Genomic DNA, 25,144 nt, shown 5'->3' with positions numbered 1-25,144 from the left:
GGCTCGGAAGCCGTGGCCCGGAGGGGCGGAGAAGGGGCGCTATCCGTGCTGGTAGGCCACCAGGGAGATGCCGACGTAGTGCACGACGAAGGCGGCGAGGGTCAGCGAGTGGAAGACCTCGTGGAAGCCGAACCAGCGCGGTGAGGGGTTGGGGCGCTTGATGCCGTAGATCACGCCGCCCGCGCTGTAGAGGAGCCCGCCGACGATCACCAGGACCATGACGGCGATGCCGCCCGCCCGCATGAAGTCCGGCAGGAAGAAGACGGCCGCCCAGCCCATCGCGATGTAGCAGGGGGTGTAGAGCCAGCGCGGGGCGCCCACCCAGAAGACCCGGAAGGCGATGCCCGCGATCGCCGCGGCCCAGATGCTCCACAGCAGCCACTGCCCCTTCGACTCCGGCAGGAGCAGCAGGGTGAGCGGTGTGTAGGTGCCCGCGATGATCAGGAAGATGTTCGCGTGGTCGAGTCTGCGCAGGACGCCGTCCATCCGCGGGCTCCAGTTGCCGCGGTGGTAGAGGGCGCTCACCCCGAACAGGAGGCAGGCCGTCAGGGCGAAGATTCCGCAGGCGATGCGGCCACGGGACGAGTCCGCCAGGGCGGTGAGGACCAGTCCGGAGACGAGTGCGGCCGGAAACATGCCGAGGTGCAACCAGCCGCGGAGCTTGGGCTTGATCTCTTCCGACAGGGAGTGCGCGACGGACGCGGGGCCGGCGGCCGGCGAGTCCGTGGGCGCGTCGGGGACGGACGCAGTCATGGGCGAATCGTACCTACGGAACCGTAACTTACGTGTCGGTCCGGCGTGTCCGGGTGTCAAGAGTGGCCATCGTCTCACGGGGACGGGTCAAGGGGCCGTCGGCTGAACGTCATGTGGACGCAAAACGGCGCCGCTACACGTGGCCATCCTCACTCCGCTCACCTGTGAGGCCCTCTGGACATATGGGCGGTAGCATCGGATGATCAAATGAGTGCGGTCGACACCGGATGAGCGCCAAGGTCACCATCCGAAGCATCCGGGTCGCAGCCCCCACGGGGCCTCCAAACAAAAAATCCCTCATTTAGGAGCAATCGTGGCGCGCGACATCGCGGCTCCCCCCGTCATCCCCACCCAGCACCAGGAACTCGTCTCCTGGGTGAACGAGATCGCCGAACTGACGCAGCCGGACAACGTGGTCTGGTGTGACGGATCCGAGGCCGAGTACGAGCGACTGTGCGACGAGCTCGTGGAGAAGGGCACCTTCAAGAGGCTCGACCCGGTCCAGCGCCCGAACTCCTACTACGCGGCCTCCGACCCCACCGACGTCGCCCGCGTCGAGGACCGCACCTTCATCTGCTCCGAGCAGGAGAAGGACGCCGGCCCCACCAACCACTGGAAGGCGCCCGCCGAGATGCGGGAGATCTTCTCGGGGGAGAAGGGGCTGTTCCGCGGCTCCATGCGCGGCCGCACGATGTACGTCGTCCCCTTCTGCATGGGCCCGCTGGGCTCCGACCTCTCCGCGATCGGCGTCGAGATCACCGACTCCGCCTACGTCGCCGTGTCCATGCGCACCATGACCCGCATGGGACAGCCGGTGCTGGACGAACTCGGCACCGACGGCTTCTTCGTGCGTGCCGTGCACACGCTCGGAGCGCCGCTGGCCGAGGGCGAGGCCGACGTCCCGTGGCCCTGCAACCGCACCAAGTACATCTCGCACTTCCCCGAGAGCCGCGAGATCTGGTCCTACGGCTCCGGCTACGGCGGCAACGCCCTGCTCGGCAAGAAGTGCTACGCCCTGCGCATCGCGTCCGTCATGGCCCGCGACGAGGGCTGGCTCGCCGAGCACATGCTGATCCTCAAACTGACCCCGCCGCAGGGCGAGTCCAAGTACGTCGCCGCCGCCTTCCCGAGCGCCTGCGGTAAGACCAACCTGGCCATGCTGGAACCCACCGTCTCCGGCTGGACCGTCGAGACCATCGGTGACGACATCGCCTGGATGCGGTTCGGCGAGGACGGCCGCCTGTACGCCATCAACCCCGAGGCCGGCTTCTTCGGCGTGGCGCCCGGCACCGGTGAGCACACCAACGCCAACGCGATGAAGACCCTCTGGGGCAACTCGGTCTTCACCAACGTCGCCCTCACCGACGACAACGACATCTGGTGGGAGGGCATGACGGAGGAGACTCCCGCCCACCTCACCGACTGGAAGGGCAACGACTGGACGCCGGAGTCCGGCACCCCCGCCGCCCACCCCAACGCCCGCTTCACCGTCCCCGCCGCGCAGTGCCCGATCATCGCGCCCGAGTGGGAGGACCCCAGGGGCGTGCCGATCTCGGCGATCCTCTTCGGCGGCCGACGCGCCTCCGCGGTCCCGCTGGTGACGGAGTCCTTCGACTGGAACCACGGCGTCTTCCTCGGCGCCAACGTGGCCTCCGAGAAGACCGCCGCCGCCGAGGGCAAGGTGGGCGAGCTGCGCCGTGACCCCTTCGCCATGCTGCCGTTCTGCGGCTACAACATGGGCGACTACATGGGCCACTGGGTCGACGTCGCCAAGGGCAAGGACCAGTCGAAGCTCCCGAAGATCTACTACGTCAACTGGTTCCGCAAGAACGAGGCGGGCAAGTTCGTCTGGCCCGGCTTCGGCGAGAACAGCCGCGTGCTGAAGTGGATCGTGGAGCGCCTGGACGGCAGGGCCGAGGGCGTCGAGACCCCGATCGGCATCCTGCCGACCAAGGACGCCCTCGACACCAAGGGCCTCGAACTGGCCGACTCCGACCTGGAGTTCCTCCTCACCGTGGACAAGGAGGTCTGGCGCGAGGAGGCCTCCCTGGTCCCCGAGCACCTCAACACCTTCGGCGAACACACCCCGAAGGAACTGTGGGACGAGTACCGCGCGCTGGTGCAGCGCCTGGGCTGAGGCCCACCGAGAACTCCGCGGCCGGCACGGGATTGCCCTGACCAGTGATCGTCACGGCCGGCCGCGGTGCGATGCGGCGAGCCGCGTACAACGGCGTACGTGGCCATGGGCCTGTCGTCGTCTCCCCGTCCGCCCCGACGAGGAGACGACGACAGGCCTTCGCCTATGGGAGGCGCTGGTCGGGCGAACGGTCCTGCAGGTACCGCGTGTGCGTCTCCTGGCGGCGCGCCTCGATCTCCCTGAGCCCGGCCGTCAGCCGCTCGGCCTCCTCCTGGAGAAGCGCCAGCTGGCGCTCCAGATGCCGCTCCGGTGGTTCCTGGCCGGGGGCCATCCGCGTCCACCAGCGCGTCCGTACGAAGCTGTCGACGGCCTCGGGCAGGTCCTGCCGTACGGTCCGGGAGAGCGCGTGGACGCCCTCCGGGTCCTGGGCGAGGACCTCGGCGACCCAGCCGGGCTCCAGCAGCGCGGCCAGCAGGCCGGTGAGTTCGGTGAGACGTCCGGCGGCGGCCGGCGGCAGCTCGATCTCCGCGAGATACCCGCCGAGTCGCTCGAAGTCGTCGCGCACCGCGTCCAGCTGGGCCGACGGATCCGGGAAGTCGGGCAGCGGCGGCCGCTCCGGCGGGGCGATCAGCGCGCCCGCGCCGTACAGACCGACCACCACGACGGGCCAGTACGCGCCCGCCGCCCCCGTGAAGGTCAGCACCAGTGCGGCCAGTCCGGCCGCGCTGCCCGCGATGTTCTTGCGGGACTCCAGGTACCCGACGAACCTACTGGTAGCCACGGATCTCCTCGAAGGCGCCGTCCAGCGAGCCCTGCTGCGCGTCGAAGAGCCGGCCGCCGGTCAGCTCGGCGATGTGCTCCAGTTCCGAGCGGTCGGAGTCGCCGAAGAGGATGGGGAAGACGGGGATCCGCTTTCCGGCCGGGGTGAGGTCGTCCCGGTAGAAGGCGTCGAAGTCGTCGGCGTCGTCGCCCTTGGTGTTCTCGCCGTCCGTCATCAGCACGATGGAGGTGAAGGTGTTCCGGTCGGTGCCCAGATGGTCGTAGGCCTTCTCCAGCGAGGTGTAGATCGCGGTCTCGCCGTCGGCCGTGAGTTCCTCGGTGTCCTCGCGGATCGCGGCCAGTCCGGTCTGCGGGTCGGCGGGGCTGACCACATGCGTGGCGACGCTCTTCACGTCCGACCCGAACGGCATCAGCGTCACCTCCTCGCGGTCGCGGAAGTCACCGGTGAGGTCGGCGAGGGCGTCCTTCAGCCGGCTCAGCCGGTCGCCCTCCATCGAGCCGGAGGTGTCGAGGACGTACACGGTCCGCGACGGGCGGCGCAGCTCGTTCTCGTAGGCGTCGAGCAGCCCGTCGGCGACGGAACGGCTGCCGGGGAAGGGCAGTTCGCGCCGGCGGGTGGTGTCGAGGCCGGCCGCGGGCGGTACGGAGGCGACGACCGGGCGGCGGTGCGTCCGGGTGGTGATCAGCCGCTGGACGTCCTCGGTGCGCAGGGCGTCGGTGACCCGCTTGACGTCTTTGCGGGTCGTCGCGTCGGTCGCGGCGAGGGAGGAGAGCGGGTAGTCGGCGGTGACGACACCGTCCGTGGGGCGGATCACGGTCAGCCCCGGGACGCCCTTCAGCACGGACTCGTAGTTGAGCAGCGCGTCGACGTCACCGCGCCGGGTGTACGCGGCTGCCAGCCAGCCCGACGACCCCGAGGTCAGCTGCTGTCCCGCGAAGAACTCCTTCAGCCTCGGCGTCGCCTTGGTGACGTCCGCGTCGGTGAGCGCCGACTGGGCTCCCGAGAGCGCCGAGGCGACCGAGATCAGCGTGGCGAAGCCGGAGTTGGAGCGGGCCGGGTCGGTCATGCCGTAGGTGAGCTTCCCGTCCCGCACCGCCTGCTCGATCTGCGTCCAGGTGACCTGGCCGGCGGTCCAGCCGAGGGCGCCGAGCTTGGCGGTCTTCACGCCGAGGGCCACCGGGCTCGACATGATCGGCGTCTCCGAGACGACCTTCTTCGCCGCGTCGGGGCGCAGCCGCAGATAGTCGTCGGAGGACAGCCACAGGGCGTCGTACTTCCCGTCGGTGCCGCCCTTCGCCAGCAGGTTCACGGCGTCCAGGGTGCCCATGTAGGTCGGCCTGACCGTGACGCCGGTGTCCTTGCGGACCTGTTCGAGCACCGGTGCCATGTCGCTCAGCTCGCTGGAGGCGAGGATCCGCAGGGTGCCCGGCTCGGGCGCGTCGGGGTCCTCGGCGCCGCTCTGCGCAGAGCAGGCGGTCAGCAGGAGGGCGAGGGCCGCACAGGCCAGGAGGGAACGTCTCATGCGAGCCCGCCTTCCAGGGCGCCCCGCGAGCGGCTGCGGTCCAGATAGCTGCTCGCCTGCTGGAGTTCGGCCGTCAGGTTCTCCACGGTCACCGCCATCGCCTCGGTGGCCTGGACCTTGTAGGTGTCGATGGCGTCGAGGGTGCGGTAGATCTGCTGGAAGGCGGAGCGCAGGGTCTCGGCGCCGACCGCCGGATCGGCGGCGATGCGCTGGATCTCCCCGCTCTGGGTCGCCAGCATCTCCGCGTTGCCCCGGATGAGGTCCTCGGTGGTGCCGCGCAGTGCGTTGACCTGTTCGACGACCTTCTTCTGGTGGTCCAGCGCGGAGGCCAGCATCACGGAGATGCGCAGGGCCGCGACCGTGGTCGTGGCCGCTCGGTCGACGCCCTTGATCAGCTCGTCGTTGTTGCGTCGTACGACGTCCATGGCGAGGTAGCCCTGCGCGCAGACCGCGAGCTGGGTGAGCAGGTCCTGGTGCTTCTGCCGGACCGGGAAGAGGACGTCGGCGCGCAGGCCGTCGGCCCGCCCGGGGTCGGTGGCCTCGGCGATCCGCTGCCCGACCGCCGCGTCGAGGGCGTCGGTCAGCACCACGTACTCCTGGAGCTTGCCCATCGTCTCCCAGAGCCGGACGCGTTCGGTCTGCAACGCGGCGTTGTCGCGCCGCAGTTCGTCCTGGCCGCCGCGCAGCGAGCCCACGATCCGGTTGAGCGTGCCCTGCGCGGAGGCGTACTTGGCGACGTGGTCGCGCAGCTTGTTCCCGCCGGGCAGCCGGGACAGGAACTTGCGTCCCCTGGACGCCGGCAGGTCACGCGGGTCCAGGTCCTCGACCACGCGCCGGAGTTCGACGAGCGAGCCCGCGACCTGTGACTGGGCGTCCCCGCCCTTGTCCGGCAGACTTCTGATGGTCCGCTCCAGCATGCGGTTGGACTGCGCGGCGGCCGTGCGCATCTCACCGGCGCCGAGCGCGGTGATCTCGCCGACCTTGCCGGCGAACTCGGGCGAGCGGGCGTCGAGCGCGGCGAGCCCCTCGACGTACGCGGCGGCCTTGGCCGTCATGTCCGTGACTACGGAGTCGTCGACGGGCACGAGCCCGCCGGCCTTCTCGCGCGGCACGGCGGCGACGGCCTCGGGCGGCGTGAGGGTGAAGGTGCTGTCGTCGGTCATGTGCTGTTCCCCCTATCCGCGCGCCCGTCGCGCCAGCTCGTGCAGCACCGTGGAGGTGGGCACGGGCGCCTGGCGGACGCCGGTCAGTTCCTGCTTGAGGTAGGTGGTGGCCGAGGCGAACTCGGCGGTGACGCCCTGCGGACGGAACCCGTGCCGGATCTCCAGCTTCCGCAACTCCGGGTCAGTGGAAAGGAGTTGGGCGAGTGCGCTGCCGTTCTCGGTGAGCGGTACGGCGGTGTGGTCGCTGTTGACGGTGGTGTCCGGGTAGAGCACCACCAGGTCGTCCGGCTGCTGCCCGTCCGCCAGGAGGGAGGCGACCTGCGACTCGTAGACCAGGACGAGCGGGTTGCCGGCGCCGCTGACGAAGTCCCGGAAGGCCGCGTCCGTGCTGGACTGCTGGGCGCCCTGGACGCTGACCAGCCGGTGCAGCAGGGGCGCCGTGCGCTCGACCTCCGCGTCGCTCGCGACCACCTTGCCGCCGTTGTCCACGTAGGACGCGGCGGCCAGGTAGAGGGCGCCCGAGCTGGAGGTCTCCGGGTCGGTGCTGGACAGGTAGAGGGTGCCGGTCAACTCCCCGTACTTCCCGGCCCCCTTGAGCTGCTGCCAGGTCCGGTCGGCGCGGGCCGCGTCGAGGTAGCGGGCCATCTTCAGCGTGCCGCGGTGTTCGGCGTCCAGCGTGGCCAGGCCGTTGCCCGCGAGCACCCCGGCGGCGTTCCTGTGCGCCACGACGACGAGGGGCGAGTAGAAGGGGCGCGGGAGGGTCCCCCGCACCTTGTACTTCGCCGCCAGCTCGGTGGCGGGCGCCTGGCTGGAGGGGAAGGCGAGGTCGTACCCCTTGAGGTCCAGCCCCTCCATGGCCCAGGACCCGGAGGTCTCGGCCTCGACGGTGTAGCCCTTGGCGGCGAGGGCCTTCACCACGTCCGGATCGGCGAAGAACTCCGCCTTCTCCGACCCGATCACCATCCGCACGGTCTTCGTTGCCGTGCCCTTGTCCTCATCGCTGCGGCCCGCGACGACGGCGACCACCACACCCGCCATCAGCAGCACCGCGAGGACGATTCCTGCGATTCGTCTCACAGGGGGAGCGTGCTCGCGGAACCCCACGTTCCCGGGTGGTCCGGGTGAACGGGGGGTGAAGGGGGTGCCCCGGAACGCAACAGGAAGGGGAGGTTCCGACCAGGGCGAAAAAAATGGCGCCCGGTCCGCGCGTCGCTGCGGGTGCACGCGGACCGGGGCCGTTCATGGTCCCCGGAGGGGAGCCCGGCCAGGGGTGGTGCCGGGGAGGGGTTCACCGGGAGGGTGGCCCCGGTGAGGGGGTTCAGCCGGCGGTGCTCAGTTCCTTCTTCTCCGCGAGGGCGGCCGCGTGCGCGTCCATGCGCTGGGCCGCCAGGATCGCCGCCGCGGTGTCCGCGCGGGACGCGGCGACGAGGAGGGCGCGGCCCGCCAGGGCGTGCGCCCGCTCGTGCAGGACCGCGAGGCGCGGGTCCGCCGGGTCGGCGGCGAGGGTGGCGCGGACCGGAGTCCGCCCGCCCCGCAACCGGAGCACCTGCTGCGCGAGCCGTGCGGCCGCGGTGTCCAGGTCGGCGGACGGTGCCGCCGCGCGGAGCTCGTCGGTGACGGCGAGCAGCGCCGCGAGATGTGCCGCGAGCTGGATGTCCAGCTCTTCCTCGCGGGAGCGGTGGGGGAAGTCCGAGGGCTTGCCGGCCATCGTGGTGTGGGCGGACCCACGGGAAGCGGGGGTGCGGATCGGCTCGTACATGAGGATGGCCTCCTGTGCTGTCAGGAAACCATCCTAGCTTAGATCTCGTCTAAAGTTGAGTCGTCCATAAAGCCGCCGCTAGGGCTGGCTGTAGCCGTCCAGGAAGCGGGCGATCCGGCCCACCGCGTCCCGCAGGTCCGTCGCCGTCGGCAGGGTGACGACCCGGAAGTGGTCCGGCTCCGGCCAGTTGAAACCGGTGCCCTGGACGACCATGATCTTCTCCTGGCGCAGCAGGTCCAGGACCATCTGCCGGTCGTCCTTGATCTTGAAGACGGTGGGATCCAGACGCGGGAAGAGGTACAGCGCCCCCTTCGGGCGGACGCAGGTCACGCCCGGGATCTGCGTCAGCAGCTCGTACGCCGTGTCCACCTGCTCCTTGAGCCGCCCGCCCGGCAGCACCAGGTCCTTGATCGTCTGGCGCCCGCTGAGCGCGGCCACGACCCCGTGCTGCCCCGGCATGTTCGCGCACAGGCGCATGTTCGCCAGGATCGTCAGACCCTCGATGTAGGAGTCGGCGTGCGCGCGCGGACCGGAGATCGCCATCCAGCCGACCCGGTAGCCGGCCACCCGGTACGCCTTCGACATGCCGTTGAAGGTGAGGGTGAGCAGGTCCGGGGCGACCTTGGCGGTCGGGGTGTGCGTGGCGCCGTCGTAGAGGATCTTGTCGTAGATCTCGTCCGAGCAGACCAGGAGGTTGTGGCGGCGCGCGATGTCCGTCAGCCCCCGGATCATCGCCTCGTCGTACACCGCGCCCGTCGGGTTGTTCGGGTTGATGATGACGATCGCCTTGGTGCGGTCGGTGATCTTGCGCTCGACGTCGGCGAGGTCGGGCATCCAGTCCGACTGCTCGTCGCACCGGTAGTGCACGGCGGTGCCGCCGGAGAGCGAGACGGCGGCGGTCCACAGCGGGTAGTCGGGTGCCGGTACGAGGACCTCGTCCCCGTCGTCCAGCAGCCCCTGCATCGCCATGACGATCAGCTCGGACACGCCGTTGCCGATGAAGACGTGCTCGACGTCCGTCTCGATGCCGAGTGTCTGGTTGTGCATCACCACGGCCCTGCGCGCGGCCAGCAGGCCCTTGGCGTCGCCGTAGCCGTGTGCCGTCGAGACGTTGCGGAGGATGTCCTCCAGGATCTCCGGCGGGCAGTCGAAGCCGAAGGCGGCAGGGTTGCCGGTGTTCAGCTTGAGGATGCGGTGACCAGCCGCTTCCAGGCGCATCGCCTCTTCGAGAACCGGGCCCCGGATCTCGTAACAGACGTTGGCGAGCTTGGTCGACTGGATCACCTGCATGTCTGGGAGCTTACGGCCCGGTAACGCTTCCGGGGGCGTGTTTCCCGCCACGTGAGACGGGTGGTTTGGGTCGTTATCGCCGGTAGCTGTCCCAGGAGTCACTCCTGTCCCTACAATCCGCGCCATGTTCAGGCCAGGTGAGAGTGGCGCACCTCCGGTGCGGCCGATCGTGTACCACCCGTCCGCCGAGACCGATCCGGCGGCGTACGAGCGGTACGTCGATCCGGCGGCCGCCCATGGGTGGGAGAACGCCTACGACGAGACCGCCGAGCTGCCTCGGGTTCGCCCTTCGGAGGGGGAGCCGGGCGGCCGCGCGGACCGTCGGCGCGCCGCGCACCGGACGGCCGGCCGGCCTTCGCGCCGCGTGCTGGCCGCCGCCGGGGCGGTCGGGGCGGTGGCGCTGGCCGCGGTGGTGGCGGGGATGTCCTTCTCCGGGGATCAGGGCGGGGACCAGCGGGGCAGGCAGGGGGACACGCGCTCGGCGCCGGACGACGCGGTGAGCCCGTCGGACGGGCCGGCTTCGGCCGCGAGCGGCTCCGCCGGGTCCGTGGAGCCGACCCCGTCCGCTTCGCTCGCTCCGGTGCCGTCCTCGGGGGGTACGGCGTCCGAGGCACCCTCGGCCGAGGCGTCGGCCGAAGCCGCCACGAGCGGGGCGGCGAGCGTCTCGCCCTCCGCCTCGGCGTCCGGGTCCGGGTCCGGGAAGGGCAATCCCGGGAAGGGCCGGGGCCGGGACAAGGGGGGCAGGTAGGCCGGGGCGCTCACCGGGGCCGCGACGGACCGCCCGCTCCGCCGGCATGCCCGTGATCGCTCAGGGCAGCGTCCAGATCTGGGTCGTGATGAGGTAGAAGACCGCGACCCAGAACGCCATCAGCCCGGCGACGATGCCGAGGCCGACGAGGTTGGTCCGCGCCGCCGGTTCGTCCGGGGGCGGCCGCAGCCACCGCCCGAGGAACCGGTTCACGTAGTGCGGCATGGTGAGGAAGCTCATCAGGAAGCTCGACAGCAGGTTGCCCACGAGCAGCCCGAGCCAGAACGGCATGCCCAGCGGCGACAGGGCGAGGGTCAGCAGCACGACGGTCGGGTACAGGCCGACCCAGACGGCGAGGGAGGTCTTCGTCTCCGAGGGCGGTGGCGCCTCCTTGCCGTTCTCGTCGAAGGCGAACCAGCTGCCGAACGAGTTGTCGATCGCGCGCAGTCTGAAGTCGTTGAACTTCGCGCCCTCGGCGAGCAGCTCCTGCCGCCTCGGTGACGTCAGCCAGGCGTCGAGATGCTCGGCATTGTCGAACCGGTACATGGTGGTCCAGTCGGCCTGGACGCCTTCGACCGGACGGAACAGCTCGGTCCCGCGGAATCCCTCGAACTTCCCCTCCTCGTGGCTCATACGCCGCTGCCATGCGAGGAAGTCGTCCACATGGGCGGGATCGACATGGTGCGTGATCACGACCGTCACCAGTGGATCCGCCGGCCGGCTGCCGCCGCTGACGACCTGCTGCGTTCCCGGGCCGTCCAGGTACGTGTCGCCGATCGCCAGGAGGCGCTGTCTCGTCGCGCTGTTGATCCACGCCTGGAGATGGGCCACCGAGTCGAACCGGTAGACGACGACCCATTCGGGCTGGAGGTCCGTCGGCCGGGATACCTCGACGCCCAGATATCCGGGGTAGTCGGCGGCGGCGGCGTTGACGTTCCGTTGCCATGACTCGTATTGCTGTTCGAATCTGGACAGCACCTTCTGGCCGATGATCGCGGTCGCCGCCGCGTCCTGGTGCTGGTCGGTGCTCATGAGCCCGGGCCCGTCGGCACCGACTGCTTCTCGATCAGCCGGCTGTAGATCCGCTCCGGAGTCAGCGGCAGCGAGCGGAAGCGGACGCCCGTCGCGTCATGCAGGGCGTTCGCCAGCGCCGGGGCCACCGGGTTGATGCAGCACTCCGCCATCCCTTTCGACCGCAGGGGGCCGACGGAATCCGTCGAGGCCACCAGGAGCACTTCGGTGCGCGGGACATCGGCGAAGGTGGGGATGCGGTAGTTGCGGAAGTTCGGGTTCACCATGACGCCGTCGTCGTCGACGTGATGGTTCTCGGTCAGCGCGAATCCGATCCCCTGAGCGACACCGCCCTCTACCTGTCCGCGGACCTGGGCGGGGTTGATGACCACGGCGGCGTCCGCCGCGTGGACGCTGTGCAGGACGCGGATCTCCCCCGTCACCCGGTGGACGGCGATCCGGAACCCCTGCGTGTTGGAGGTGACGCTCCGGGGCGAGCCGTAGGCCCTGCGGGCGGCGGTGAACCGGATGCCGCGCGCCCGGGCCGACGCGACGAGCTCGGCCAGCGGCACCCGCCGGTCCCCGCAGACCACCTCCTCGTCGTCCATCGAGCACAGCACGAGGTGGACGCCGGTGTACGTGGCGGCGTATTCGAGGATGCGGTCGCGTACCGCGTCGGCCGCCCGCAGGACCGCGTTGCCCGACACGAACAGCCCCGCACTGGCGAAGGCGCCGGTGTCGAACCCCGTGCGGTCGGTGTCGGACTGCACCAGGTGGATCCGCGCCGGTGTCGTACCCAGCTGCCCCGCCGCGATCTGGACGTGCGCGGTCGACGTGCCCTCGCCGAACTCGACCGTCCCGACGGCCAGTTCGTAGACGAGGTCGTCCCGCAGCGTCACCCAGGCCTCGGAGACGTGCTCGGTCGGGGGCGCGGTCTCGTGCAGCGAACTCGCGACGCCGGTACCCACCAGCCACTCCGGGCCGGGGGACGGCCGGTCGGCGGTCCGGGCCAGCGCGCCCTCCACCAGGTCGATGCACTTCGTGAGGGAGTCCTCGCTGAACGCCACGTCGTCGGGGCCGTCGTGCAGGGCGACGAGCGGATCACCCGGCCGCACGATGTTCCGGCGTCGCAGCTCGAGCGGATCGATGTGCAACGCGCGCGCCAGTTCGTCCATCGCCGACTCCACGGCGAACGCCGGCTGGGTCATCCCGTAGCCGCGCAGCGCCCCGCTCGGCACGGTGTTGGTGTAGACCGAGAACGCGTCGTACCTCTTGTTGGGGCAGCGGTAGATCATGACGGCGGAGCCGCCCGCGTACAGCGTCTCGCCACCGTGGTTGCCGTAGGCGCCCGTGTTCGACACATTGCGGACCTGGAACGCCGTGAGGGTGCCGTCCGCCTTCGCGCCGAGCCTGACCGTCAACGTCATCGGGTGACGTGGCGAGGCCGTGGTGAACTCCTCCTCACGGGTGTACTCGAAGCAGACGGGTCGCCCGGTGTCCAGGGTGGCGAGCGCCGCCAGATCCTCCGAGATCACCTCCTGCTTGCCGCCGAAGCCGCCACCGACGCGCTTGCAGAACACCCGGAGCCGGTCGGGGCGCAGCGCGAACAGATAGGCGAGCTTGACCTTCGCGATCGACGGCGACTGCGAGCTGGTGCGGACGTTCAGCCGGCCGTTCTCCATCCAGGCGATCGAGCCGTGGGTCTCCAGATGCGCGTGCTGCACGCGGGGCGAGAAGTAGGTGCCCTCGTGGATCACGTCGGCTTCGGCGAACCCCGCGTCCACATCACCTATGTGCGTGTGCAGTTCGAGCAGGATGTTGTGGACGGGATCGCGGACGAACGGGTCGTCCGAGCCGTGCAGTTGCGGTGCCCCCTCCGCCATCGCCTCCAGCGGCTCGAACACGGCCGGGAGCACCTCGTACTCCACGACCGTCCTGCGGCAGCCCTCCTCCGCCGCCCCGACGGTGTCGGCCAGCACCGCGACGACGCGTTGGCCGACGAAGCGGACCGTGTCGTCCAGGATGCGGGTGTCGTCCGGATCGACGAGATGGTCGGTGTGGATCGCCGTGGTGAAGCGTCTGCGCGGCACGTCCTGCCAGGTGTACACCCGGCGCACCCCGGGAACCGCGAGGGCGGCGCTCTTGTCGATCGAGACGATCCGGGCGTGCGCGTGCGGTGAGTGCAGCACCTTGAGGTGCAGCATGCCGTCCAGGCGGGTGTCCATCGTGAACTCGGCGCGGCCGGTCACCACGTCCTCGGCGGCAGGCGCCCCGACGCTCCTTCCGACGGCCTTGCCCGGCGCGGCGCTCTCCACGCCGACCACGCCGTTCACCGCGTCCTCGATCGCCCGATAGCCGGTGCAGCGGCAGAGGTTGCCCTTCAGCGCCCGGGGCAGGTCCGCCTTCTGGGCGTCGGTGAACGCCGCCGAGGTCATGATCATCCCAGCGGTGCAGAAGCCGCACTGGAACCCTGGGGCGTCGCGGAAGCGCCGTTGCATCGGATGCAGGTCGCCGGGTGAGCCCAGGCCCTCGATCGTGGTCACCTCGCGGCCGTCCGCGCGGAAGGCGGGGGTGATGCAGCTGTGCACCGGATCGCCGTCCAGCCACACCGTGCAGGCGCCGCAATCACCGGCGTCGCAGCCCTTCTTGACGCCGTGGTGGCCGAGCGAGCGCAGGAAGCTGCGCAGGCACTGGCCGGGTTCGGGTTCTTCCCGGAAGCTCCTGCCGTTCACGAGGTAGGTCATGTCAGGTCCCAGCCGTGCGGGTTGTCAGGTCCCAGCCGTGAGTTCGCGACGAATCTCCTCGGCGAAGTGCCTTGTCAGATGGCGACGATGGCCGGGGGTCCCGTTGGGATCGGCGAACCAGACGTCGGCGGGGACGGCGTCGATGCTCTGCCGCAGGGTCCGGGCATCGGGCGGGCCGTCGAACGCCATGCGCACCGGCCGTGTGGTGCCCGCCGTGACGGTGAGCAGCAGTTCGCCCGTACCGGGGGTCCGGGTGCCGATCAGGAACACCGTCGAACGGCCGAGGCGGGTCAGGGTGAAGCGGCGGTGGACGGCGCGCTTCCGCAGGGCGCGCGCCGGAATGGCCACCCGCCTCAGGATCTCGCCGGGAGCGAGCACGTTCTGGTGGTCCCCGGTCACGAACTCCAGGGCGTCGACGATGCGCGTGGACCCGTCGGGAGCCCACAGGTCGTAGCGCGCCTCGAGCGCGACCGTCAGCGTGATCATCGGCCCGGCGGGAAGCGCCAGGCAGATGTTCCCGCCGACCGTCGCCGAGTTCCAGACCTTGAACGAGGACAGCAGCGCCTCGCAGCTGCGCGCGAGGAGTGGGCCCGCGATCCAGTCACCGGGCGGCGCGAAGGCGTACAGGTCACGGATGGTGCATGTGGCGCCGATCTCGAGGCCCGCGTCGCTCGGGACCAAGGGGTCCCAGTGCAGCGCCGTCAGGTCGACCAGGCGGCGCAGATCCGGCTGTTCCGCGGAGAACAGCCAGGTTCCCGCCCGCGAGCCAGGCGTCACCTTCGCGCCACTCTGCGCCGGGCCGGCCGGACGGTCGCCGGACGATCTCGGTGATGGTGTTGAGGTCCATGGGAGTCGATCTCCCTCACGGCGACGGGCGTGCTTCGGGCACTGTCGACGGGGCGCGATGGGCACGGAGAGTCCTTTCCAGGGTATCCCCGGGCGGGTCGGCCCCGCGATGGCAGGGCTTCGGCGTGCAGGCGCGACCCCCTGCCGCCTGGCCGTTGCCCGGCTGCTGCCTGGCCGAAAGCCGACCCTTGCTCTCCCCTCCTCCGGCACTAACAATGCGCATGACAAAACTGCGGGCGGCCGGAAGATCTCCGGTCGCCCTGTCGTAAGAGGGGACCCCCACATGAGAAAGCCTCTCGTTGCCGTGCTCTTCGCCCTGGCCATCGCCGGGGCGGGTGCGGCACCCGCGGTCGCCGCGCCGGTGAGCGCGAAGCCCGCCACGGCCTCCGCCGCCTCCGCCGCCTCGGCCTCCGCGGACACCAAGGCCGCCGCCGCGCCGACGCTCCAGGCCGTCAACCTCGCCGGGACCGTCGCGCTCAGCAACTGTTCCGGCTCGGTCGTCCGCTTCCCCAACTCCCTGGACACCGACCCGGCGCTGGTGCTCTCCAACGGCCACTGCCTGTCGACCGGCTTCCCGGAGCCCGGCGAGGTGCTCGTCAACCAGGCCTCCAGCCGCACCTTCGGCCTGCTCAACTCCGCCGGCACCCGGGTCGCGACCCTGCGCGCCAGCAAGCTGGCCTACGGGACGATGACCGACACGGACGTCTCGATCTACCAGCTCACCAGCACGTACGCCACGATCAAGAACTCGTACGGGATTTCCGCGCTGACCGTGCAGGACACCCACCCGACCGCCGGCACCGCCATCACCGTGGCGTCCGGCTACTGGAAGACGCTCTACAACTGCAACATCGACGGGTTCGTGTACCGCCTGAAGGAAGGTGACTGGACCTGGAAGGACTCGGTCCGTTACACCTCCGCCTGCCAGACCATCGGCGGCACCTCCGGCTCGCCGGTGATCGACCAGTCCACCGGCAAGGTCGTCGCCGTCAACAACACCGGCAACGAGGACGGCGCGCGCTGCACGGAGAACAACCCCTGTGAGGTCGACGCGAGCGGCAACGTCACCGTCCGCCAGGGCATCAACTACGCCCAGGAGACCTACCTGATCCCGGCCTGCTTCACGACCGGCAACCAGCTCAACCTGAGCGCGACCGCCTGCACCCTGCCCAAGCCGTAGGGCTCGGACCGCCGGGCGCGGCGTTCCGTCACACGGGACTGCGACGGACCGCCCGCCCCGCCAGTACGTCCGTGCGCCGGCCGTCCTCGATGACGAAGCGGCCGTCGATCAGGACGTGGGGGATGCCGGTGGGCAGGGTGCGCGGGGCTTCGTAGGTGGAGCCCGCCGCCACGGTCTGCGGATCGAAGAGCACCAGGTCGGCGCGGTGGCCCTCGCGGACCAGGCCCCGGTCCGGCAGGCGCAGGCGGGCCGCCGGGCGGCCGGTCAGGTGGGCCACGCACTCCTCCAGGGACAGGATCCCCGACTCCCGTACGTAGTGGCCGAGGTAGCGCGGGAACGTGCCGTACGCCCGCGGATGCGGCTTGGCGCCGGTCAGGACGCCGTCCGAGCCGCCCGTGTGGACGCGGTGGCGCATGATCGTGCGGACGTTCTCCTCGTGGCCCACGTGCTGGAGGATCGTGGGCGCCAGCCGGTCCTCCAGGAGCAGGCGGCGGGCCGTCGTCCAGGGCTCCTCGCCGCGCAGGAGCGCCGACGCGTGGACCGTGCGGCCCACCTGGTCCGCCAGCCGTTCGTCGCCCACGCCCGAGATCTCGATCGTGTCCCAGTCCACCGGCACCCCGTGGCAGCCGTCCGCGCCGGTCACCTCCAGGTCGTGGCGGATGCGGGCGGCCGTGTCGTCGTCCGCGAGACGGCGCAGGATCTCCTGCGGGCCGCCCTCGCTCGCCCAACTGGGCAGCAGGGCCGCGAGAGTCGTGCAGCCGGGGGTGTAGGGATAGGTGTCGAGGGTGATGTCCTCGCCCGAGGCCAGGGCCTCGTCCAGGAGGGTCAGGAGCTCCGGGGCACGGCCCTCGTTCACGCCGAAGTTCATGGTGGCGTGGGCGAGGTGCAGCGGGCAGCCCGCCTCGCGGGTCAGCTCGACCATCTCCGCGTACGCCTCGAGCGCGCCGGCCCCGTAACTGCGGTGGTGGGGGCAGTAGTAGCCGCCGTACCCGGCCACCACCCGGCACAGTTCGGTCAGTTCGGCGCCTCGCGCGTACATGCCGGGCGTGTACGTCAGCCCGGAGGACAGGCCGACGGCGCCCTGTTCCAGCCCCTCCGCGACCAGCCGGCGCATCCGGTCCAGCTCCCGGTCGGTGGCCGGGCGGTCTTCCCAGCCGACGACCAGGGCGCGGACCGTGCCCTGGGGGATGAGGTAGGCCGCGTTGACGGCGATGCCCCGGCCCTCGAAACCGTGGTCGAGGCGGTCCAGGTACTCGCCCACCGAACGCCAGTCGAAGTCGAGGTCGTCGCCGTACCCGTTCCAGCCGGTGATGGCCCGGCGGACCCCTTCGAGGGTGCGGTCGTCGACCGGCGCGTACGACAGCCCGTCCTGGCCGAGGACTTCGAGGGTGACGCCCTGCGCGGCCTTCGCGCTGTGGTCGGGGTCGCGCAGCAGGGCGAGGTCGCTGTGGGCGTGCATGTCGATGAAGCCGGGGGAGAGGACCAGCCCCTCCGCGTCCAGTTCCCGTACCGCCTTCGGGCGCTGGCAGCCGGCGGCCGCCGCCTCCTTCACGATGGAGACGATCCTGCCGTCGTCGATCAGCACGTCCGCGCGGTAGGAGTCCGCTCCGGTGCCGTCGACGACGTCCGCGTCCCGGATGACGAGGTCTTCCACGGTCCCGCCTCCCTAGAAGAATGTGCGGATGTAGTCGACGACGGTGCCGTCCGCCTCGGCCAGCGGGATCAACGGCCACTTGTCGAAGGACGTGCAGGGGTGGGAGAGGCCCAGGCCGACCCAGTCGCCGACCTCGACGTCCGCCTCGGCGTCGGTGCGCAGCCAGGCGTGCTGATCGGAGAGCGCGGTCACCGAGACACCCGTGGCGGGGCGTTCCGTGCCGTCGCGGCGGATCACCTGGGCGAACGGCAGGTCCAGGTCGTAGGCCGCGTCCCGCTTGCCCGCGTTGACGAAGGCCTGGTCGGGGGCGGGGCGGGAGACGACCTGGGTCCACAGCCGGAACGCGGGCTCCAGCGCGCCCTCCTCGGGGACCCGGTTGAACGGGGTCAGCCTGCGGTAGTGGCCGTCGTCGTGCGAGACGTACGCGCCGGAACGCAGCAGCTTCAGCACCGGCAGGGAGAGTCCGGGGATCCCGGCGAAGACCTCGGCGACGGTGTCGAACCAGGCGCTGCCGCCCGCGCTGACCACGATCTCCTCGGCGCCCGCGAACCGTCCCGCCTTGTCGAAGTCGGCGGCGAGGGAGACCAGTCGGTGCAGCCAGGCCCGCACCCGCTCCGGGTCCGCGCGCGGGACCTCGCCCTCGTAGCCCGCGACCCCGACCAGCCGCAGGGACGGCGCGGCGGCCACCGCGTCCGCGACCGCCGCGCACTCCGTCTCCGTACGGACCCCGGTGCGGGCGCCCTCGCCCGCGGCCAGCTCGACGACGACGTCCAGGGGGCGCCGGGCGCCGCGCAGGGCGGCGTCCATCAGCTCGACCCCGCGCACCGAGTCGACGTAGCAGACGAGGTGGAAGGCGGCGTCGGCGTCGAGCTGTGCGGAGATCCAGCGCAGGGCGGCCGGGTCCACCAGTTCGTTGGCGAGGAAGACCCGCTGGACGCCGTAGGCCCGGGCCACCCGGACCTGGTGCGGGACCGCGAGGGTGATGCCCCAGGCGCCGCGGTCGATCTGGCGCTGGAAGAGCTGCGGGGCCATGGAGGTCTTGCCGTGCGGGGCGAAGGCGAGCCCGTGCCGGGTCGCGTAGGTCTCCATGAGGGCGAGGTTGTGTTCGAGGCGCTCGGCGGAGAGGGCCAGCACGGGGGTCGCGAAGCCGTCGGTGAAGAGGTTGCGGCGCTGGGCGGCCAGCTCGCCGACGGTGAGGCCGTCGGCGTCCGGCGGGAGGCCCTTGAAGCGGTGGTCGACGCGTTCCCCGGCCAGTCGGGCGAGCGCCTCGAGTGCCTCGGTACTCATGGAACCTCCTGATCAGGAGCGTTGCACTAGCTGCAACGTCCATTGCGTATATCGCTTACTGCTGTCTAACATCTCGGCCAACGCGGGGTCAACGGAGCCTCCCCCAGCCTTCGGCCGGGGGGACCCCCATCTCGCTTCGCTCGCCCGCACCAGCACAGGAGCCAAGACGATCGTGACCGCCACCGGACCCTGCAACGCCCCCGACGCCGTGGACGTCGTCGCGCTCGGCGAGTCCATGGTCACCTTCCTGCCCTCCCGGCCAGGCCGCCTCGCCGACGTTCCCTCCTTCGACCGGGGCATCGGCGGCGCCGAGTCCAACGTGGCCTGCGCGCTGGCGGCGGCCGGACACACGGTGCGCTGGGTCAGCCGGGTGGGGACGGACGGGTTCGGCGACCATCTCGTCGAGACCATCGGCTCCTACGGGGTCGACGTGACCTCCGTACGGCGCGATCCCGACCGCCCGACCGGCGTCTACTTCCGCACCGCGGGCGACCGGGCCACCGACGCGCACGAGGTCGCCTACTACCGGGCCGGGTCGGCGGCCTCCGCGATGTCCGTCGACACCGTCGGCCTCGACGCCGTACGGGCCGGCCGGGTGCTGCACCTCACCGGGATCACCGCGGCCCTCTCCGCGGACTGCCTCGGCCTGCTGCGGGAACTGACGGCCCCCCGGCCCGGCCGGCCCCTCGTCTCCTTCGACGTCAACCACCGGCCCCGGCTGTGGACGGACGGCAACAGCTCCCGGGTCCTCCTCGAACTGGCCCGCGGCGCCGACCTGGTGTTCGTGGGCGAGGACGAGGCGGCCGAGGTGTGGGGCCTGGACGGCGTCGACGCGGTACGGACCGCGTTCCCCGACCCCGAGGTGCTCGTCGTCAAACAAGGGGCGCTCGGGGCGACCGTCTTCGACCGGGAGCGCGTCCTGCAGGTCCCCGCCCCGCACGTCGACGTCGTCGCCGCCGTCGGCGCCGGGGACGCCTTCGCCGCCGGGTTCCTCTCCGCCACCCTGCGCGGGCTGCCCGTGCGCGACCGCCTCCGGCACGGGCACCTGATGGCCGCCGCCGCCCTCACCGTCCCCGGTGACCTGGCCGTGCCGCCCTCCCGCGACCACGCCGACCGGCTAGCGGCGCTCGACGACGCCGCGTGGGGGAGACTTCGACTCGGCCCCGGCTGGACGCACGCCGAAGACCGGGCCGACGAGGAGGTACCCACCCCATGAGTCAGACCGTCGACCGAGCGCTGAGCATCCTGCCGCTGCTCGCCGAGGGCCCCGCCGACCTCGGACAGGTCGCCGACCGCCTCGGCGTGCACAAATCGACGGCCCTGCGGCTGTTGCGCACCCTGCACGAGCACGGCCTCGTCTACCGCCAGTCCGACCAGCGCTACCGCCTGGGCGCCCGCCTCTTCGCCCTCGCCCAGGAGGCGATGGAGAACCTCGACATCCGCGAGATCGCGCATCCGCACCTCGCCCGTCTCAACGAGACCTGCGGGCACACCGTGCACCTCGCCGTGTACGAGGAGGGCGAGGTCCTCTACATCGACAAGGTGGAGAGCCGCTACCCGGTGCGCATGTACTCGCGGATCGGCAAGCCCGTCGCCATCACGGTCGCCGCCGTCGCCAAGCTGCTCCTCGCCGACCTGCCCGAGCCCGAACGACGGGTGATCGCCGAGAAGCTCGACTACCCCCTCTACACGTCCCGTTCGACCCCCAACGCCCCCGCCTTCCTGCGCGAGCTGGAAAAGGTGCGCGAACAGGGCTGGGCCACCGACCTCGGTGGCCACGAGGAGTCCATCAACTGTGCCGCCGCGCCGATCCGGGGCGCCGACGGCCGGGTGGTCGCCGCGATGTCGGTCTCCGCGCCGAACGTCGTCGTCACCGCCGACGAACTCCTCACCCTGCTCCCGCTGGTACGCCGCACGGCGGACGCGATCAGCGGCGAGTACTCCGGCAGAACCCCGATCAAGGAAGCCCCGAAGGAATGAGCCCGGCATGACCGAGAAGACCGCCCTCACCCCCAAGACCCACACCACCCCGCCCGCGAAGTTCTCGCACGGGGTGAGGAAGGGCAACATCCTCCAGGTCGCGGGCCAGGTCGGCTTCCTGCCCGCCGAGGAGGGCAAGCCCCCGACGCCCGCGGGACCCACCCTGCGCGAGCAGACCCTCCAGACCCTCGCCAACGTCAAGGCGATCCTCGAGGAGGGCGGCGCGAGCTGGGACGACGTGATGATGATCCGCGTCTACCTGACGGACACGGCGCACTTCGCCGAGTTCAACGAGCTCTACAACACGTACTTCGGGGAGCAGCCCCTCACCGCCCCGCCCGCGGCCCGTACGACGGTCTACGTCGGCCTTCCGGCCGGGCTCCTGGTCGAGATCGACGCCCTCGCCGTCCTCGGCTGACGCTCACCCCGCCGACCGGCCCGATCGGCCGGCCCCACCGACCCGGCCGGCCCCACCGACCCGGCCGGCCCCACCGACCCGGCCGGTCCGGCCGGTCCGGCCGACACACCGTCAACTCCCGCACGCCGTAACGCCTCACGGCACGGCGTCCCCTCTCGCAGGGGACGCCGTGCCGCGATACCCCCTGCCCGAAAGCACCGTGAACCCCAGCAGAGGACCCCCGAATGCCCCTTCCGCTCGCGGCATCCACCCCCGCCGAGGCGCCACCCCACACCGGCGGACTGCTTCTCCTGATCGACGGCACCGCAGGCCTGCTGACGGTCGCCGCCCTCGGCATCGCCCTGCTCCTCTTCCTGATCATCAAGGTCAGGATCCAGCCCTTCGTGGCCCTCCTCGCGGTCTCCATAGCCGTCGGTCTGCTGGCCGGCCTGTCCGTGACCGAACTCTTCGGCACCGTGCAGCGGTCGGACGCCGTCTCCACCATCGAGTCCGGGATGGGCGGCATCCTCGGCCATGTCGCGATCATCATCGGACTGGGCACGATGCTCGGCGCGGTCCTCGAAGTCAGCGGCGGCGCCGAGGTGTTGGCGTCCCGGCTGCTCGGTGTGTTCGGCGAGCGGCGGGCGCCCCTCGCGATGGGCCTGACCGGCCTGATCTTCGGCATCCCGGTCTTCTTCGACGTCGGCATCTTCGTGCTGGCCCCGATCGTCTACGCGGCCGCCAAGCGGGGCGGCAAGTCGATCCTGCTGTACTGCCTTCCGTTGCTCGCGGGTCTGTCGATGACCCACGCGTTCCTGCCCCCGCACCCCGGCCCGGTCGCGGCCGCCGGCCTGCTGCACGTCGACCTCGGCTGGGTCATCCTCATGGGGGTCGTCTGCGGCATCCCGGCGGTGCTGGCGGCCTGGGTGTTCTCGGCCTGGATCGGCCGCCGCATCTTCGTCGCCGTGCCGCAGGACATGGTCGAGGCGGCGGCGGAGGCGAAGCGGGCGGTCGTCGAGGAGCAGCGGACGCAGGGCGTCGTCCCGCGCGAGGACCCGGTGCCGCTGGGCACGGTCCTCGGGATCATCGGCACGCCGCTGGTGCTGATCCTCGCCGCCACGTTCTCGTCGATCGCCCTGGACCCGTCCACCTTCCGCTCGGTGATCGAGTTCTTCGGCAGCCCGTTCGTGGCGCTGACCATCGCCCTGCTCCTCGCCTACTACCTGCTCGGCATCCGGCGCGGCTGGTCCCGCAAGTCGCTGGAGACGGTCTCGACGGCCTCGCTGAAGCCGGTCGGCAACATTCTGCTGGTGGTCGGCGCGGGCGGGATCTTCGGTGCCGTCCTGAAGGCGAGCGGGGTGGCCCAGGCGCTGTCGGACACCTTCAACGACGTGGGTCTGCCGGTGATCGTCCTGTCCTACCTGATCTCGGTGGTGCTGCGCGTCGCGCAGGGCTCGGCGACGGTGGCGATCGTGACGACGGCGGGCATCGTGGCGCCGCTGCTCGCCGAGGGCGACCACTCGCAGGCCTTCGTGGCCCTCGTCATCATGGCGATCTCGGCGGGCTCGATCTTCGCCTCGCACGTCAACGACGGCGGATTCTGGATGGTGGCCAAGTACTTCGGCATCAGCGAGCGCGACACCCTCAAGACGTGGACCGTGCTGGAGACGGTGCTGTCGGTGGCCGGGTTCGTGATGGCGGCCGGAATGAGCCTCTTCGTGTAGGACTCCGGTAACGAAGTACGGGGCTGACTGTGTCCGGCACAGGATCTTCGACCATACTGCCCGCTGTGGAGCAGCGCATAGGTTCGAGCAGCCAGCCCCTGGAGGGCGCCGGGTTCGACCCGGCATTCATCCCCGGGCTCACGTCGCCCGTGACCGCGGAGCCGGAGGACAAGAGGCCGGCCGAGGACGACGGCGTCGACGCCGTCGAGCCCGAGGCGGGGAAGGGGGAGTCAGCGGCGCCGGAGCGCCCGGACGTGCCGGACGTGCCGGACACGTCCGGCACGTCCGACGGGTCCGAGGAACCGGACGAGTCCGCCGAGTCCGTCGAGGGCCCCGTCTTCGAGGCCTCCGACCGCCGTGCGCGGATCGCCGCCGACGCCACGGGCGTCCGGCTCCGCCTCGACGAGGAGTCGTGCGAGTTCCGCTGGGACGAGATCGGCGCGGTCGAGACCGAGGCACCGCGCTTCGGGAAGCGGTTCACCATCACCGTGCACACCCCCGACCGCCGCTGGTACCCGATCGAGATCGAGGCGACGGCCAGGTCCCGCTTCAAGGAGTGGGAAGAGCAGTTGGACGCTGTCCTCGACGCCTACTTCGAGGACGGGGAAGCCGAAGCGGAAGCGGGCGCCGACGACGAGGCCGTCGAGGCCGTCGGGGTCGACGCCGCGAACGCCGCCGACGCCAAGGCCGCCGACGCCGAGGACACCGACGCCAAGGCCGCCGAGGCCGAGGACGACGAGGTCAAGGACGCCGGCGCCAAGGCCGCCGACTAGCCGCAGTACCTAGACGCAGTACTGGGACTGTTTCCCGATGGACCGGTACATGCAGTCCGCGTTCTCGAGAAGCTGAAGCACCGCGTCCCGGTTACGGGAGGTCTCCCGCTCGATGATCTCGTCGGGCGGGTAGAACCCCCCTCCGGAGGCCGACGACGGGTACATCTCGAAGGTGTACGAGAAGATCTTCTGCGTGCCCCAGAGGTAGTCGTCGATCGACCCGTCGGTGATGTACAGGTCGCTCGACTGCTCGGGGGTGTACCCGTTGCTCGCGGCCATCTTCTGCCCGACGGCCTTGAACGCGGCGTTGTCGTCCGCGGTCATCCCGGTCGCCGTGTCCGCGGTGGTGTAGCCGAACGGCCACAGCACCAGCTGGCTGTACGTGTGGAAGTCGATCCCGGCGGTGATCTGCTGCTTCCCGCCCACGATCCGGCTGCGCACGAAGTCGGCGACGACCTTCACCTCGGGCGCGGACTCGGCGGCCGTGCCCCGGTAGGTCTCGGAGGACGTGGACCCCGAAGAGCCGCCACAGCAGCCGAACCTGTAGTTCCAGTTCCGGTTGAGGTCCGTACCGACGTACGAGCTGCCGGAGTTGGGCTGCCGGTTCTTGCGCCACGAGCGGTAGGAGCCGGAGGCGATGTCGTACTCGCCGCCGTCCGGGTTGAGGTCGGGGACGATCCAGATCTCGCGGCCGTTGACCATGCTGGTGACGCGGGAGTCGGAGCCGTAGCCGGCGCCCAGTTCGCGCATCAGGTACAGCGCCATCTCGACGGTGAGGTGCTCGCGGGCGTGCTGGTGGTGGGTGAACAGCACCTCCGGCTCGGCCTCGTCGGTGGCGACGTTGTCGCTGATCTTGACGGCCACGATGTCCCGGCCCTGGTACGACTTGCCGATGACCCGCTTGCTCATGATGCCCGGGTAGGCGGCGATGCGCTGGTCGATCTCCGTCGTCATCTCGGCGTAGTTGTGGTACTTCGAGTCGGCGGTCGGGAAGTCGAAGAGCCGTACCTCGTCCTCGGCGACCCGGTCGGGTGCCGAGCCCAGCAGGGACACCTCGTACCCCTGCGCGCGCAGCTTCCTCACCTGGTCCGCGCGGCCGGAGACCACGACGGTCTCCTCGTCGGCCTCGTCGACGCTCACCCCGGACGCGGCGATCGCGGTGCGCATCTGGGGGGTGCTGTGGTGGACGTGGATCTCGTACTGGCGGATGTCGTCGGCGGAGGGGGCCGCCTTCGGTGCGCTGCCCGCCGCCGCGTCGGTGACCGTCGCCGAGACCGGTGCGGCGAGAGCGAGGGCGAGCAGTGCGGCGAGGACGGCGGTCCGCCTGCCGCTGCGGGCGCTTGTGGCGCCGGCGCCTGAGCCGCGAATGCGAAGTCGCATGAACTCTCCTTGTGG

20 protein-coding genes and 1 pseudogene are annotated in these 25,144 nt (G+C 70.9%); 8 read left to right on the top strand and 13 right to left on the bottom strand.

Annotated elements, in window-relative coordinates:
• Positions 1-39: 39 nt before the first annotated feature.
• Positions 40-753 carry a hemolysin III family protein gene (locus tag OG933_RS16905; RefSeq protein WP_054242575.1) on the bottom strand — a complete coding sequence of 238 codons (714 nt, stop codon included), beginning with the start codon at positions 751-753 and terminating at the stop codon, positions 40-42.
• A gap of 313 nt (positions 754-1,066) precedes the next feature.
• Between OG933_RS16905 and OG933_RS16900 the strand changes: the two genes are divergently transcribed.
• Entirely contained in the window at positions 1,067-2,890 is a 1,824-nt protein-coding gene (locus OG933_RS16900) for a phosphoenolpyruvate carboxykinase (GTP) (protein WP_362517261.1), read from the top strand.
• 163 nt (positions 2,891-3,053) lie between these two features.
• Here OG933_RS16900 and OG933_RS16895 read toward each other — a convergent pair whose 3' ends face one another.
• From OG933_RS16895 to OG933_RS16870, 6 genes are all read right to left on the bottom strand, one after another.
• On the bottom strand, positions 3,054-3,671 hold the full coding sequence (locus OG933_RS16895; protein ID WP_362517258.1) for a hypothetical protein: 618 nt from the start codon (positions 3,669-3,671) through the stop codon (positions 3,054-3,056).
• A complete protein-coding gene (locus OG933_RS16890; RefSeq protein ID WP_405627680.1) occupies positions 3,658-5,193 on the bottom strand; it encodes a substrate-binding and vWA domain-containing protein in 1,536 nt (511 codons plus the stop codon). The genes OG933_RS16895 and OG933_RS16890 overlap by 14 nt, the downstream gene beginning before the upstream one ends.
• Complete coding sequence (locus OG933_RS16885) at positions 5,190-6,356, bottom strand: toxic anion resistance protein (RefSeq protein WP_405627678.1); 1,167 nt, start codon at positions 6,354-6,356, stop codon at positions 5,190-5,192. Before OG933_RS16885 ends, OG933_RS16890 begins: the two co-directional genes overlap by 4 nt.
• Positions 6,357-6,368: 12 nt before the next feature.
• Complete coding sequence (locus tag OG933_RS16880; RefSeq protein ID WP_362517249.1) at positions 6,369-7,433, bottom strand: substrate-binding domain-containing protein; 1,065 nt, start codon at positions 7,431-7,433, stop codon at positions 6,369-6,371.
• Positions 7,434-7,674: 241 nt separating this feature from the next.
• Positions 7,675-8,115, bottom strand: coding sequence for a hypothetical protein (locus tag OG933_RS16875; protein WP_362517246.1), 441 nt, complete (start codon positions 8,113-8,115; stop codon positions 7,675-7,677).
• Between the two features lie 78 nt (positions 8,116-8,193).
• Positions 8,194-9,405, bottom strand: coding sequence for a pyridoxal phosphate-dependent aminotransferase (locus tag OG933_RS16870; protein WP_020128071.1), 1,212 nt, complete (start codon positions 9,403-9,405; stop codon positions 8,194-8,196).
• A 124-nt stretch (positions 9,406-9,529) separates the two neighbouring features.
• Here OG933_RS16870 and OG933_RS16865 point away from each other — a divergent pair, with 124 nt between their 5' ends.
• The gene (locus tag OG933_RS16865) at positions 9,530-10,153 is read left to right on the top strand and encodes a hypothetical protein (protein ID WP_405627676.1); all 624 of its coding nucleotides are present in this window, start codon (positions 9,530-9,532) and stop codon (positions 10,151-10,153) included.
• A gap of 60 nt (positions 10,154-10,213) precedes the next feature.
• Here the strand turns inward: OG933_RS16865 and OG933_RS16860 are convergent, their stop codons facing one another.
• The 3 genes and pseudogenes from OG933_RS16860 to OG933_RS16850 form a co-directional block, all read right to left on the bottom strand.
• A complete protein-coding gene (locus OG933_RS16860) occupies positions 10,214-11,185 on the bottom strand; it encodes an antibiotic biosynthesis monooxygenase (protein ID WP_405627675.1) in 972 nt (323 codons plus the stop codon).
• Positions 11,182-13,908, bottom strand: a complete 2,727-nt coding sequence (locus tag OG933_RS16855; protein ID WP_405627674.1) for a molybdopterin-dependent oxidoreductase — start codon at positions 13,906-13,908, stop codon at positions 11,182-11,184. Before OG933_RS16855 ends, OG933_RS16860 begins: the two co-directional genes overlap by 4 nt.
• Positions 13,909-13,932: 24 nt before the next feature.
• Positions 13,933-14,755: pseudogene (locus tag OG933_RS16850) on the bottom strand (FAD binding domain-containing protein).
• A gap of 282 nt (positions 14,756-15,037) precedes the next feature.
• Here OG933_RS16850 and OG933_RS16845 point away from each other — a divergent pair.
• On the top strand, positions 15,038-15,934 hold the full coding sequence (locus OG933_RS16845) for a serine protease (RefSeq protein ID WP_362517231.1): 897 nt from the start codon (positions 15,038-15,040) through the stop codon (positions 15,932-15,934).
• A 28-nt stretch (positions 15,935-15,962) separates the two neighbouring features.
• Here the strand turns inward: OG933_RS16845 and OG933_RS16840 are convergent, their stop codons facing one another.
• Together OG933_RS16840 and OG933_RS16835 are read right to left on the bottom strand one after the other, a co-directional pair.
• Positions 15,963-17,588 (bottom strand): amidohydrolase family protein, encoded by a 1,626-nt coding sequence (locus tag OG933_RS16840; protein WP_405627671.1) that lies wholly within the window; start codon positions 17,586-17,588, stop codon positions 15,963-15,965.
• A 12-nt stretch (positions 17,589-17,600) separates the two neighbouring features.
• A complete protein-coding gene (locus OG933_RS16835) occupies positions 17,601-18,875 on the bottom strand; it encodes an amino acid deaminase (protein WP_362517225.1) in 1,275 nt (424 codons plus the stop codon).
• Positions 18,876-19,047: 172 nt separating this feature from the next.
• On the opposite strand from OG933_RS16835, the gene OG933_RS16830 reads away from it, so the two are divergent.
• The 5 genes from OG933_RS16830 to OG933_RS16810 all read left to right on the top strand — a co-directional run bounded on the left by OG933_RS16830 (position 19,048) and on the right by OG933_RS16810 (position 23,749).
• Positions 19,048-20,091: a sugar kinase gene (locus OG933_RS16830; protein WP_405627670.1), complete on the top strand. Its 1,044-nt coding sequence runs from the start codon at positions 19,048-19,050 to the stop codon at positions 20,089-20,091.
• A complete protein-coding gene (locus OG933_RS16825; RefSeq protein ID WP_171399167.1) occupies positions 20,088-20,855 on the top strand; it encodes an IclR family transcriptional regulator in 768 nt (255 codons plus the stop codon). Before OG933_RS16830 ends, OG933_RS16825 begins: the two co-directional genes overlap by 4 nt.
• A 7-nt stretch (positions 20,856-20,862) precedes the next feature.
• A complete protein-coding gene (locus tag OG933_RS16820) occupies positions 20,863-21,273 on the top strand; it encodes a RidA family protein (protein ID WP_362517218.1) in 411 nt (136 codons plus the stop codon).
• A 224-nt stretch (positions 21,274-21,497) separates the two neighbouring features.
• Entirely contained in the window at positions 21,498-22,976 is a 1,479-nt protein-coding gene (locus OG933_RS16815; protein WP_267018639.1) for a GntP family permease, read from the top strand.
• Positions 22,977-23,041: 65 nt separating this feature from the next.
• On the top strand, positions 23,042-23,749 hold the full coding sequence (locus tag OG933_RS16810) for a hypothetical protein (protein ID WP_405627667.1): 708 nt from the start codon (positions 23,042-23,044) through the stop codon (positions 23,747-23,749).
• A gap of 9 nt (positions 23,750-23,758) precedes the next feature.
• Here OG933_RS16810 and OG933_RS16805 read toward each other — a convergent pair whose 3' ends face one another.
• Positions 23,759-25,129 carry a M14 family metallopeptidase gene (locus OG933_RS16805; RefSeq protein ID WP_362268514.1) on the bottom strand — a complete coding sequence of 457 codons (1,371 nt, stop codon included), beginning with the start codon at positions 25,127-25,129 and terminating at the stop codon, positions 23,759-23,761.
• Positions 25,130-25,144 lie beyond the last annotated feature (15 nt).

The sequence above is a fragment of the Streptomyces sp. NBC_00016 genome (genome assembly GCF_045040885.1).
In the GTDB taxonomy this organism is placed as follows: domain Bacteria; phylum Actinomycetota; class Actinomycetes; order Streptomycetales; family Streptomycetaceae; genus Streptomyces; species Streptomyces coriariae.
The sequence above is the reverse complement of the archived record's forward strand: the minus strand, read 5'-3'. Positions and strand labels throughout refer to the sequence as shown.